Here is a 12,354-nt window from a genome sequence, read left to right as displayed (position 1 = left end):
GACGACTGGAGAACCCCCATGACCTCGTATGTCCGTCGTGCGGCCACCGTCACCGCCGGTGCCCTCGCGCTCACCATCGGTCTCGCCGTGCCCGCCCTCGCCCACGTCACCGTCAACCCCGGCACCGCCGTGCAGGGCTCCTGGACGAAGATCGCCTTCCGGGTCCCCAACGAGCGCGACAGCGCCTCGACCACCAAGGTGGAGGTCGAGTTCCCCACCGACCATCCGCTGCCGTTCGTCTCGGTCCGCCCGGTCCCCGGCTGGGACGTCAAGCTCACCCGAGGCAAGCTGCCCAAGCCCGTCGTCTCCGACGACGGCGACAAGATCACCGAGTCGGTGCTGAAGATCACCTGGACCGGCGGGAAGATCGAGTCCGGCCAGTTCCAGGAGTTCGAGGCGTCGGTCGGCCCGCTGCCGAAGAACGTGGACGCGCTCGAGTTCCCCACGACGCAGACCTACTCCAACGATGAGGTCGTCAAGTGGGCGGACGCGCCGAAGGCCGACGGGTCCGAGCCCGAGCACCCCGCGCCGACGCTCAAGCTCGTCGCCGCCGAGGAAGGGGAGGACGACCAGCACGGCGCCGCCTCCGCCTCGCCCGCCGCCGCCTCCGCCGCCCCCACGGTGGCGGCCGCGGCGAGCGACGACGACGATCACGAGGGCGGGGACACCACCCCGGCCCTGGTGCTCGGCGGCCTCGGCCTCGTCGCCGGCCTGGTGGGGGCCGGGGCGGGCATCACCGCCCTGCGCCGCTCGCGCGGCTGAGCCGCCCGGCCTCTATCGGGAGCCCCTTCCGGGTCACGCGGCCCGGAAGGGGCTCCCTCTTCTCTGTGCACTGTTCGAGCGCACCGCCGGGCCCGCCGGGAGCACGGCGGTCAGGACAGGAGGCCCTCGCCGATCCAGCCGCCAGGGGAACACCCGGGCGGCACGGCGAAGACGGCCGACCCGATGGGCGTGATCCACTGGTTGAGCAGGTCCACCTCCGCGAGGCGCTGCTGGATCGGGACGAACTGCCGCGCCACGTCGGCCTGGTAGGACGCGAACAACAGGCCGGCGTCCGGCCGTCCCTCCGGGCTGAGGCCGTCCTCGTAGTTGTAGGCCCGGCGCAGGATGCGCATGCCCGGGTCGGCCACCCGGGCGCGGCGGATGTGCGCGTACTCGGAGATCACCGGCAGGCCCGAAGGGCCGAGCGCGGCGAAGTCGGGCTCGTCGGTCTCGGCCCGGCCGGTCAGCGGCGCACCGGTGTCCAGCCGCCGCCCGACGCTGAACTCCTTGGCCGCCCGGTCCGCGGCGTCCCACTTCTCCAGGTCCATCCGGATGCGGCGGAGCACCAGTGTGGTGCCCTCGCGCAGCCACCCGTCGCGCACCCACACGGCCCGCTCGAAGTCCGCCGACCCCGGCCGGGGGTTGACGGTGCCGTCGAGCTGGCCCATCAGGTTGCGCTGGGTCGTCCCCGGCGCACGCACCTGCGGGCTCTGCCGGAATCCGTGCTGGGTCCAGCGCACGGTGGCGAAGGAGCGGGCGTCCCTGACGAGCACGCGCAGGGCGTGCGCCAGCGTGACGCGGTCGTCCGCGCACACCTGGACCAGCAGGTCGCCGCCGCTCCAGCGGGGCTGGAGGGCGTCGACCTTGAACGCCGGCAGCGGCCGCGGCGCGAGATGCCCGGCCCCCGCCGCCTCGAACAGCCCGGCGCCGAACCCGAAGGTGACGGTGAGCCGCGCGGGCAGGTGTGCGAGCTCGGCGTCGGTGTCGGCGAGCGCGGGCTCGCCCCGGGTGAGCCGCCGCGCGTCGTCGGTCAGCAGCCGCATCAGGCGCGCGAGCGCCGCACGGCCGGTCCCCGGCCGCAGGTCGAACCCGGCGAACACCGCGAACGTCTGCGGAGACGTCGCGACGCCCGCCTGGTGGACGCCGTGGAAGGGTTCGACGGCGTCACCGCCGGGGAGGGGCGCGGGCCCGGCCGATGCGCGCCCTGCCGTGTCCGGTACGGCGGAGGCCGGGGCGCAGGCCGCCGCCGCGGCGGCGACCGCCCCTCCCGCGAGCAGGCCGCGCCGGGTCAGCCGCCGTTCCGCCGGGTGTCCGCTCTCACTCATGAGGGGCGTAGGACTCGTTGGCGCCGGCGAAGTCCTTTGCCACCGCGGTGAAGGACACCGTCCTGCCGTCCTTCAGGGTGAGCGTGAAGGGCACCTCCGCGCCGGGCTCGACGGCCGTGCGCACGTCCATGAGCATGATGTGGTCGCCGCCGGGCTGGAGCACGTGCCGGCCACCGGCGGGGATCACGAACCCGCCCTGCTTGCGGCGCATGGTCGTGGTGCCGCCGTCTCCGACGACCTCGTGCAGCTCCACGGACGGGGAGACAGGGGTGCTCGCCGCGACGACGGTCACCGCCGCGCCGGTGGTGTTGACGAGCGTGGCGAAGGCGGCGCTCATGCCGGAGCGGGCCGTCTTCACCCACGGGTCGCTGATCGACAGCGGGGCGGCGGCCGCGGAGGCGGGGGTCTGCGCCGCGGCCGGCGAGGCGGCGCCGGTGGTGGTGCCGGTGGTGGTGCCGGACGGCGCGGCACAGGCCCCGGTGGCCAGGAGTGCGGCCAGTGCCGCCGGGAGCACGCGGTAGACGACGGTGATGGTGGTCATGCGAAAGCCTTCTCTCGGTCGTCCGGCGGGCACGCGGGCGGCGTTCCCGGGCATGCGAGGCAGCCCCCGCGGGCCGTCCCCGGCGATGCGGGGCAGCGCGGGCGGGACCGGCCGCCACGGCCGCAGATCGGGGCATGCGCGCGGGCATGCTCCGCCGGAAAAGAGCATCGACAACGCTCCCAGGGCCGAATACGGCCGGGAGCGGGGTGAGGGGCGCCGTCTCAGGCGGACGGCTGGAGAAGGCGGGGTGGGCCGCGCCGGGTGACGCAGTGCAGCGGTGCGACGGAGCGCGGCAGCCGCGCCCCGTCAGGATGCGGCGACGCGGGCGGTGTGAACACCGGCGGAGCCGGATCGGCCGCGATCCGCGTGAGCCGTACGGCGAGCCGCCGCAGCAGCGCCCAGAGGGCGGCCTCGCCCCTTGCGAGCCACAGAGCCGTCAGCACCACCGCCCAGCCGTGGCCGAGCAGCATTCCGAAGCCCGGCCCGGCATGCGCGTGCCCGGCCATGGCATGCCCGGCCAGGACAGGCAAGGCGGACGACGGCGCGGACGACGACGGGGACGACAGGGCGAACAATCCGTGCAGCGCGACCTGCAGGGCCGCGAGCAGGGGCAGGATCGCGCGCAGCGTCCGTTCCCCACCGGACAGGGGCAGCGCGGCGGCGAAGACCGCCGGCAGGCCCAGCACCAGCGCGCCGGGGGCGACCACGCCGCCGCTGAACAGGTGCGCCACCACACCCAGGCCGAGGCACACCGCGGTGAAGGCGGCGGCTCGGGCGAGGCGGAGAGGCGATGTCACCGGCATGGCACAGCCAATATGGCACGCCGGGTGCCCGGTCCCCGTTCCGGGACGCCGTGTCGCTCGCGGACGTCCGGCTCCTCGGCCGCCGCGCCCGCGGCGATGCCGGTTCAACCGCCGGCCTGCGACGCCGGGCTCGGGGACGCGGCGACGGCCGCAGAGACAAGGGCCGTGCCCGCACGCCGCCGGCGATACTCGCGCGGCGAGAGGCCGGTGATCCGCTTGAACGCGGTGCTGAGGGCGCTTTCCGAGCCGTAGCCCACGGCGAGGGCGATCGTGGCGAGCGTGTCGTCGCCGATGCGCAGGCGCCGGGAGGCGAGCTCGATCCGCCATCGGGCGAGGTAGTCCAGGGGACCGAGACCGACCGTGTCCTTGAACCGCGCGGCGAGGGTGGATCGGGACACCGCACCGGCCCGTGCCAGCTCCGCGACGGTCCACGGGTGGGCGGGCCGGGCGTGCATGGACCGCAGTGCCGCCGCGACCACGGGGTCGGCGAGACCGGCGAGCCACCCCGACACCGCGCGGGGCTCGCGGGCGAGGTGCAGACGCAGCACGTGGATGAGCATGACCACGGCGAGATGCTCGGCCACGAGCGTCGAGCCGATCGGACGCCCCCGCAGCTCGGCGTCGATCTGACCGAGGGCCCACCGCACCGCGCTCGCCTCGCCGGTTTCCGCGGGCACGTGGATGACCGGCGGCAGCCCGTCGAGCAGCAGCTCGCGCGCGCGGTCGCCGAACGAGAAGCGGCCGCCGATGATCAACGTGTCCACACCGTCGCCGACGTGGGGGAGGCGGCCCCGGGCGGCGCTCCACAAGGGCTCGGCGTCGACCGGGACGGTGTGGGGGTCGCTGGAGAGAGTGAAGGCGACGGGGTGCGTAAGCAGGAAGCAGTCGCCCTCCGCCAGAGGGATCGGCGCGGTGAGGCCCTCGACACCCAGGAGGCACCGGCCGCGCCGGACGGTGTTGAACTTCACGCCGTCCGGCGGCTCGAAGCGCACCGCCCAGCTGCCGCCCGCCGTCATCCCCGTGGACAGGTGTGCCCGGGTGCCCAGCAGCGCGAGCACGTCTTCGAGTGGATCCATCGGCTTCCCCCGCGGCGATCGAGTCGAGTGGACGATCGATGAAGTTTTACAGACTTTCTATTATAGATAGTCCGCATAGGGTCTCTTAGCGTGGCCTCATGAACAGCGACCAGACTCGTCTCACGACTCCGTTCCACTCCCACGCCACGGCCGCCGAGGTCGTCGAGGGGGTGGATTTGTCCGGACGGCGCGTCGTCGTCACCGGCGGCGCCTCCGGCATCGGGACCGAGACCGTCCGCGTCCTGGCCGCGGCCGGCGCGGAGGTCACCATCGCCACCCGCGACCCGGCCGCCGCGGCGCGGATCGCCGCGACCTTCGCCGACGCGGCCGGAACCGTGCGGTCCGCCGCGCTCGACCTGGCCGATCTGTCGTCGGTCGCGGCGTTCGCACGAGACTGGCGCGGCCCGCTAGACGTGCTGGTCGCCAACGCCGGGGTCATGGCGATCCCGGTGCGCGAGGTTACCCCGCAAGGCTGGGAGATGCAGCTCGCGACGAACTACCTCGGACATTTCGCCCTCGCCGTGGGTCTGTACGGCAGTCTGCGGGCGGCGGGCCGGGCGCGGATCGTCGTCGTCAGCTCCGGCGCCCATCGCGACACGCCGTTCGACTTCGACGACCCGCAGTTCGAGCGCCGGCCGTACCACCCGTGGACGGCCTACGGGCAGTCCAAGACGGCGGACGTCCTGCTCGCGGTGGGTGCGCGCCGGTGGGCGGCCGACGGAATCACGGCGAACGCGCTCAACCCCGGCTGGATCATGACGAACCTCCAGCGCCACCTCGACGAAGCGGCGATGCGCGAGATGGGCGCGATCGACGAAGACGGCGAGATCATCCCTCAGCCCTACCTCAAGACGGTCGCCCAGGGCGCGGCGGCATCGGTGCTGCTGGCGGCCTCACCCCTGGTGGAAGGCGTGACCGGCCGCTACTTCGAGGACAACCAGGAGGCCCCGCCCGCCGCCCCCGGGATCGTCGGCGGCGTGGCGGCCCACGCGCTCGATCCGGACGCGGCGGACCGCCTGTGGGACTATGCGACCTCCGTGCTCGCGGCGGCATAGGAAATGTGCCGTTTGGGCACTTCAAGAGGTATTGGGGGCGTGTTCGATGGGGGGAACCATGGCTGTATCGGCGGACCTGGCGAAGCTGCTCGACCGCGAGTACGAGGACAAGACCCTGGACGAGATCATCAAGGCGCCGGTAGACGCGCTGGCCGGGGTGAGCGCGGAGGACGCGGAGCTGTTGAAGAAGGCCTTCCACATCAAGACCGTCGGGGATCTCGGACGAAACAAGTTCTTCCGGGCGGCCACCGCACTCGTCGATCTCACCGACAGCAGGAAATAATCGGGCATCCCGTCCGGCCGGTGGCCGTTGTAGAAGATTTCCATCGCCTTATAGGTTGATGGAAGGTATCTACAAAGGAGCGGCCGTGGGGGCTCTGTTCGTCGGCGTGGACGGGGGAGGCACCAGTACGCGCTGCGTCGTGGTCACCGAGTCGGGCGAGATCGCCGGGCGGGGACGGGCCGGCGGCGCCAACGCGATCTCGGTCCCCGACCCGGCCGCCAACCTGCGCGCCGCGCTGCTCGGCGCGCTGGAGGGCCTGGACCCCGCGCGGGTCGCCGGCGGCGTGTTCGGCCTGGCCGGAGCCGCCCGCGCCGCGGAGCCGGCGGAGCGGGCCTGGCGGGAGGCCGGGCTCGCCGGGCGCCCGGCGGTGGTCGCCGACGTGCTCGTCGCCTTCACCGGCGCCACCGATCAACCGGACGGTGCGGTCCTGGTGGCCGGCACCGGCGCGATCGGCGCCCGCATCCGCGACCGCCGCATCGTACGGCGGGCCGACGGCCTGGGCTGGCTCCTGGGCGACGAGGGCTCGGGCGTGTGGCTGGGCCGCCGGGCCGCCGCCGCGGCGCTGAACGCGATCGACGGCCGGGGCGCGCCCACGCTACTGGTCGTCCGGGTCGCCGAGGCCGTCCTGGGAGCGGGGGCGGCCGGCGAGGACGACGGGCCCGCGCTCACCCAGGCCCTGATCGCGGCCGTGTACGCGCGGGTCGCCGAGTCGGGGCCCGCCTGGCTGGGCACGCTCGCGCCCGTGGTGGACGCCGCCGCCCGCGAGGGCGACGAGGTGGCGCGCGGCATCGTCGCGGAGGCGGCCCGCAGGCTGTGCCGCACGGCAGGCGTCGTCATAGGGGAGGGCGCCCGTGAACGTGGCACCCAGGCGGAGCGCGGCCCGGACCAGATAGGCGCGGGGCCGCTGGTGCTCGCGGGGTCGCTGCTGACCGAGCCGACCGAGCTCGCCCATCTGGTCCGGGCCGAGCTGGGCAGGCGGGCCGTGCTGGTGCGCGCCGGAGACAACGCGGCGGGGGCCGCCGCGCTCGCGGTGCGGGCCGCCCTGCCCGGCGACCCGCGTGCCGCCGAGGCGCACCGCGTGCTGATCGAGCAGGGGGGCCCATGGGGCTGAGCGGCGGCGAGCTGGACCGGATGGCGATGGCCGTGCTCCAGCCCGGTTTCGAGGGCACGGAGCCGCCCGCCTGGCTGCGGCGGGCGCTCGGCGAGGGCCTGGGCGGCGTGGTCCTGTTCGCCCGCAACGTCGCCGGTCTCGACAGGACGGCCGCCCTGGTCGCCGAGCTGCGCCGGGAACGGCCGGACGTGGTCGTCGCCGTGGACGAGGAGGGCGGGGCCGTCACCCGGCTGGAGGCCGCCACCGGCAGCTCATGGCCGGGCAACCTGGCGCTGGGCGTCGCCGGCGACGAGTCGCTGACCCGCCGGGTGGCGCGGCAGATCGGCCGGATGGTCGCCGCCGCCGGCGTCACCCTCGACTACGCCCCCGTGGTGGACGTCAACGCCGACCCCCGCAACCCCGTCATCGGCGTGCGTTCCTTCGGCTCCGACCCCGAGGAGGTCGGCCGCCACGGCGCCGCGTGGATCGAGGGGCTGCAGAGCGCGGGCGTGGCCGCCTGCGCCAAGCACTTCCCCGGCCACGGGGACACCGTGACCGACTCCCACCTGGCACTGCCCGCCGTACGGGCCTCCCGCGAGGTGATAGAGCGGCGCGACCTGCCGCCGTTCCGGGCCGCCATCGCGGCGGGCGTGCGCGCCGTGATGTGCGGTCACCTGCTCGTCCCCGCCGTCGACGCGCTCCCCGCGACGCTGAGCCGTGCGGTGCTGACCGGCCTGCTGCGCGAGGAGCTGGGGTTCGACGGGCTCGTGGTGACCGACGCGATAGAGATGCGCGCGGTCGCCGCCCTGCACGAGCCGGGCGAGATCGCGGTCCGCGCGCTGGCCGCCGGGGCCGACGCGATCTGCGTCGGCGTGTCCTCGGCCAGGGGGGAGAGCGTCTACGCGCTGCGCGACGCGATCGCCGGCGCGGTCCGCGAGGGACGGCTGGCGGAGGAGCGCCTGGCCGAGGCGGCGGGCCGGGTGCGGGACCTGGCCGCGTGGTACGACGCGCGGGCCGAGGCCAGGGCCGCGGTGGCCCGCGACGCCGACGAGGGCCTCGGCCTGGCGGCGGCGACGGCCGCTCTGCGTGCGACCCCGGCGGAGCAGGCGGCGGCGCCGCTGACGAAGGCGCCGCTGGTGGTGCACCTGGCGGCGCGGCCCAGCCAGGCCGTCGGCCGCGCGACCCCGCTGAAACTCGGTCAGGCGATCGAGGAGATCCTGCCCGGGACGGTGACGGCCGAAGTCGACGACGACGGGCACCTGCCGGATCTGAGCGAGGCGGGGCGCCCGCTCGTCATCGCCGTCCACGACGCCGTACGGCACGCCTGGATGCGGCGGCTCCTCGACGAGGCGCTGCGGGCCCGCCCGGACGCGGTCGTGGTCGAGACGGGGGTGCCGGGGCCGCCCGCCGGGCGGTTGTACCTCACCACCCACGGCAACTCCACGGCCTCCGCGCGGGCGGCGGCCCGCTGGCTCACCGGCGGCGTCTGACCGGTCCGCCGACCCTCGCGTGAGGCGTCTTCGCAGGTAGCGGGCTCGGGTAAAAATTAACTCCATCACCACGTCTGTCCGTGGAAAAAATTGACGACATCGCGAGGGCGCCCGTATTGTCCAGGCAATCGGGAACCAGGAGCAGCCCATGAAGCGACTCGCGGCGATCGTGGCTCTGGCGTCGATCGTCACAGCCACCGCCTGCGGCACTACCGGGACGACGGACACCGCCCAGCAGGGCGGCGGCGTGTACACCACGATCGACGGCAGCAAGCAGATCAACGCGAGCGCGCCGATCAACCCGTTCAACCCCGTCGGATCGGTCTTCTCGGGATACAACGGCATGGCGCTGGCGTGGCCCAAGAACGACCCCACCGATCCCAACCAGTTCTACCCGGCCATCGCCAAGAGCTGGAGCATGTCCCCGGATCGGTCGGAGGTCGTCATCCACCTGCAGCCGAACGCCAGGTGGTCCGACGGCACGCCCGTGACCAGCGAGGACGTGCGTGTCTCGATCGGTCTCGCCTACACCCAGGGCGGCACGGCGTACGCGCTGGACCCGAAGGCGGCGGGCGCCGCCGCCGACATCCAGGTCGTCGACCCCAAGACGATCAGGGTGACGCAGGGCGCCAACCGCAGCTCGACGTTCCTCGCCAACCTGCTGTCGACCGTGGTCGTGCCCGCGCACGTCTTCGGGAAGCTGCTGCCCGCGGACTTCTGGCAGACGCTCAAGGTCGCCCAGCACGGCCAGGGCGCGTCGGCCGAGAAGGCGAAGAGCCAGATCACCGGCCTGGCGGAGAAGGTCATCGCCTTCAACCCCGGTCACGACGTGTCCGCCGGGCCGTTCGTGCTGGAGCGGGTCAACCCGGGCGCGGCGCTGCTGAGGCGTAACCCCTACTTCTACGCCCGGCAGAACATCGCGCCGGACAAGGTGAAGATCCTGAACTACACCGGCAACGAGCAGATCTGGAACTACCTGATCGCCGGCCGGCTGGACAACGCCCCCTTCACCTCCGTGCCCACCGCCGTCATGAACCGGATCCGCGACGCGAAGGGCAGCGAGGTGGTCAAGGGCTACTCGCCCGTGGCGGTCTCCCTCGCGTTCAACCAGTCGCGTAAGCCGTACGACAACGTGCACGTGCGGCGGGCGATGGCCTACCTGATCGACCGCGCCCAGGTCACGAAGATCGCCTCTCCGGAGGGCGGCACGCCCGCCGCCACCACCTCGGGCATCCACGCCAAGGCGGCCCGGGCCTGGCTGGGCGACGCGTTCGACACCCTTGAGCAGTACCGCGTGAACCCCGGCAAGGCCGACGCCGAGCTGAAGGCGGCCGGCATGACCAAGCGGGGCGGCCACTGGACCCTGCCGGACGGCAGCCCGTGGAAGGTCCGCATCCACGTGCCCGCGTCGTTCTCCGACTGGGTCGCCGCGGCCAAGTCGATCAGCAGCCAGCTCAGCGACCACGGCATCGACGCGAGCGTGGTCACCGCCGCCGACTACACGCTCTATCTCGGTGAGCTGGCCGACGGCAAGTACGACCTCGGGTTCTGGCTGATCGGCCTCGGCCCCTCGCCGTACAACATCTTCCAGCGGCTGTTCGGGCAGGCGAACGGCTGGCAGATGTTCGGCGGCAGGCTGCGGCACGTCGCGCCGGGCACCGAGGGCAACTGGATGGGCGGCCCGGAGAAGGTCGACGCCGGCGCCGCCGGCACGGTCGACCCGGGCGAGCTGACCAGCACGCTGAACTTCGCGTCCCACGACGAGCAGCGGCGCATCGTCGGCGTCCTGGCCAAGGTCGCCAACGAGCAGCTTCCGGTCGTCCAGCTCTGGGACTACGTGAACACCCAGTTCGTGAACACCTCCCGGTATACCGCGTTCCCGCCCGACGACGACGAGTCCCTGCGGCTGTCGTCCGGGGTGTGGATGCAGCTCGGGATGATCAGGAAAGCGGAGAAGGGGCAGGCATGACGCACGCCGTTCCGGGGCGTCCCCGGCTGGGCGCCATCGCCAGGAAGATCGGCGGCCACCTGGTCCGCGGCCTGGCGATGATCTGGGTCGTCGCCACGATCAGCTTCGTCATCATCCGGGAGATCCCCGGCAACCCCGTGCTCGGGCAGTACGAGAGCCTGATCCAGAAGGGCATGTCGCCCGAGCAGGCCGAGCGGGCCACCGCCGTCCTGTACGGCTTCCTGCCCACCGGCAACCTGTGGCAGCAGTACGTCGGCTACATGGGCTCGCTGCTCCACCTCGACCTCGGGCGTTCGCTCAGCACGCCCGGCGTGGAGGTGACCACGCTCATCGGGCACGCGGCCCGGTGGACCGTGCTGCCGGTCCTCGCCGGCACGCTGCTGAGCTTCCTGCTCGGCGTCACCATGGGCGTCTACGCCGCGATCAAGCGGTCGGGCAAGCTGGGCGACGCGCTCGCGCTGTCCGGCTCGCTGCTGCACGGCGTGCCGGTGTACGTCATCGGCCTGCTGCTCACCGCGGTCTTCGCCACGCTGTGGCCCATCATGCCGTCGGGCGGGCCGGTGGACGTCGAGTTCGTCCCCGGCTTCAACGCCGGCTACATCGGCTCGCTCGTGCACCACGCCGTGCTGCCGGTCGTCACGTACACGCTGGCCAGCTACGGCGGGTGGATCCTCGCGATGAAGTCGAACGTCGTCGCCGTGCTCGGCGACGACTTCATCCTCGCGGCCGAGCTGCGCGGCCTGCGGCGCGGCTTCGTGTTCCGGTATCTGGCGCGCAACGCGATCCTGCCGCTGTTCACGATCCTCGCCCTGTCGGTCGGCATGCTGTTCGGCGGCTCGATCTTCATCGAGGAGATCTTCAACTACCCGGGCCTCGGCCTGCTGCTCGTCAACAGCATCAGCAGCCGCGACTACGCGCTGATGGGCGGCACGTTCCTCGTGATCACGGTGGGCATCGTCGTCGCCAACATCGTCGCCGACCTGCTGTACACGGTGATCGACCCGCGGGTCAGGAGCGGAGGCGCGGCATGACCGTCATCGTCAACCCGGAGGGGGCGATCAGCCCCGAGGCCGCGCCGGCCGGGACAACGCGGGCCACGCTGCGGCGCAACTTCTGGCGCGGGGTGTGGCGGGTGCTGCGGCGCAAGCCCAGCCGCATGGCCGGGGTGGTCATCGTGGCCCTGTTCGCCGTCATGGGCGTGGCGGGGCCGCTGCTCTACCCCGCGCAGCTGCCGCGCGACGACAACGCGCTGTACGCGCCGCCGAGCCTGGCCCACCCCTTCGGCACCGACTTCGAGGGCACCGACGTGCTCGCGCTCGTCGTCACCGGCGCGCGCTACGTGCTGCTCACCGGCCTGGCCACCGCCGTCATCACGGTCGCGCTCGGCACGCTCATCGGGCTGGTCGCGGGCTTCCACCGCGGCCGGTGGGACACGCTGCTGATGCGGCTGACCGACATGAACCTCGCGATCCCCGGCCTGCCGCTGCTGCTCGTGCTGTCCACGGTGTGGAAGTTCGAGAGCCCGCTGGAGATGGGCCTGGTGCTCGGAGTGCTCGGCTGGGGCGGCATCGCCCGCGCCGTGCGGTCGCAGACGCTGTCGCTGCGCGAGCGCGGCTTCATCGAGGCCGCCCGCGGCCTCGGCCTGCCCACCCGGCACATCATCGGCCGCGAGCTGCTGCCGAGCATGGCGCCCTACATCGCGATGAACATGCTCATCGCCGTCACCGGCGCGGTGTACGCCCAGGTGGGCCTGTTCTTCCTCGGCGTGCTGCCCTTCGAGTCGAACAACTGGGGCGTGATGCTGAACCTCGCGGTGTTCAACGGCGGGGCGCTCACCACTCCCGCCGCGCTGCCGTACCTGCTGGCCCCGCTGATCGCGATCCTGTTGCTCACCCTGGGCATCGTGCTGATCGTGGACGCGATGGACGAGATCTTCAATCCCCGCCTGCGGGAGGAGTAG

Annotated in this window: 12 protein-coding genes; 8 read left to right on the top strand and 4 right to left on the bottom strand. The window is 73.2% G+C overall.

Translation table 11 applies throughout. The features are described from left to right. Nucleotides 1-18 precede the first annotated feature (18 nt). Nucleotides 19-762, top strand: coding sequence for a YcnI family protein (locus HHX35_RS34400; protein ID WP_182902819.1), 744 nt, complete (start codon nucleotides 19-21; stop codon nucleotides 760-762). Nucleotides 763-872: 110 nt separating this feature from the next. On the opposite strand, the gene HHX35_RS34395 is transcribed toward HHX35_RS34400, so the two are convergent. From HHX35_RS34395 to HHX35_RS34380, 4 genes are all read right to left on the bottom strand, one after another. After that, nucleotides 873-2,087 (bottom strand): Dyp-type peroxidase, encoded by a 1,215-nt coding sequence (locus HHX35_RS34395; protein ID WP_182902818.1) that lies wholly within the window; start codon nucleotides 2,085-2,087, stop codon nucleotides 873-875. After that, on the bottom strand, nucleotides 2,080-2,628 hold the full coding sequence (locus tag HHX35_RS34390) for a copper chaperone PCu(A)C (RefSeq protein ID WP_182902817.1): 549 nt from the start codon (nucleotides 2,626-2,628) through the stop codon (nucleotides 2,080-2,082). Before HHX35_RS34390 ends, HHX35_RS34395 begins: the two co-directional genes overlap by 8 nt. A gap of 221 nt (nucleotides 2,629-2,849) precedes the next feature. Next, nucleotides 2,850-3,431, bottom strand: a complete 582-nt coding sequence (locus HHX35_RS34385) for an MFS transporter (RefSeq protein ID WP_182902816.1) — start codon at nucleotides 3,429-3,431, stop codon at nucleotides 2,850-2,852. A 104-nt stretch (nucleotides 3,432-3,535) separates the two neighbouring features. Then, the gene (locus HHX35_RS34380; RefSeq protein ID WP_182902815.1) at nucleotides 3,536-4,507 is read right to left on the bottom strand and encodes an AraC family transcriptional regulator; all 972 of its coding nucleotides are present in this window, start codon (nucleotides 4,505-4,507) and stop codon (nucleotides 3,536-3,538) included. Between the two features lie 98 nt (nucleotides 4,508-4,605). On the opposite strand from HHX35_RS34380, the gene HHX35_RS34375 reads away from it, so the two are divergent. The 7 genes from HHX35_RS34375 (at nucleotide 4,606) to HHX35_RS34345 (ending at nucleotide 12,354) form a co-directional block, all read left to right on the top strand. Further along, nucleotides 4,606-5,562: an SDR family NAD(P)-dependent oxidoreductase gene (locus HHX35_RS34375; RefSeq protein WP_182902814.1), complete on the top strand. Its 957-nt coding sequence runs from the start codon at nucleotides 4,606-4,608 to the stop codon at nucleotides 5,560-5,562. 58 nt (nucleotides 5,563-5,620) lie between these two features. Beyond that, entirely contained in the window at nucleotides 5,621-5,845 is a 225-nt protein-coding gene (locus tag HHX35_RS34370; protein ID WP_139579411.1) for a hypothetical protein, read from the top strand. 85 nt (nucleotides 5,846-5,930) lie between these two features. Beyond that, nucleotides 5,931-6,956 carry a BadF/BadG/BcrA/BcrD ATPase family protein gene (locus HHX35_RS34365; protein ID WP_310739502.1) on the top strand — a complete coding sequence of 342 codons (1,026 nt, stop codon included), beginning with the start codon at nucleotides 5,931-5,933 and terminating at the stop codon, nucleotides 6,954-6,956. Next, on the top strand, nucleotides 6,947-8,425 hold the full coding sequence (locus HHX35_RS34360; protein WP_182902812.1) for a glycoside hydrolase family 3 protein: 1,479 nt from the start codon (nucleotides 6,947-6,949) through the stop codon (nucleotides 8,423-8,425). The genes HHX35_RS34365 and HHX35_RS34360 overlap by 10 nt, the downstream gene beginning before the upstream one ends. Before the next feature lie 148 nt (nucleotides 8,426-8,573). Next, nucleotides 8,574-10,394 (top strand): ABC transporter substrate-binding protein, encoded by a 1,821-nt coding sequence (locus HHX35_RS34355; RefSeq protein WP_182902811.1) that lies wholly within the window; start codon nucleotides 8,574-8,576, stop codon nucleotides 10,392-10,394. Continuing rightward, nucleotides 10,391-11,425, top strand: a complete 1,035-nt coding sequence (locus tag HHX35_RS34350; protein ID WP_182902810.1) for an ABC transporter permease — start codon at nucleotides 10,391-10,393, stop codon at nucleotides 11,423-11,425. Before HHX35_RS34355 ends, HHX35_RS34350 begins: the two co-directional genes overlap by 4 nt. Beyond that, nucleotides 11,422-12,354, top strand: a complete 933-nt coding sequence (locus HHX35_RS34345) for an ABC transporter permease (RefSeq protein WP_182902809.1) — start codon at nucleotides 11,422-11,424, stop codon at nucleotides 12,352-12,354. Before HHX35_RS34350 ends, HHX35_RS34345 begins: the two co-directional genes overlap by 4 nt.

Source organism: Microbispora sp. H10830 (assembly GCF_014161375.1).
Classification (GTDB): Bacteria; Actinomycetota; Actinomycetes; order Streptosporangiales; family Streptosporangiaceae; genus Microbispora; species Microbispora catharanthi.
The sequence above is the reverse complement of the archived record's forward strand: the minus strand, read 5'-3'. Positions and strand labels throughout refer to the sequence as shown.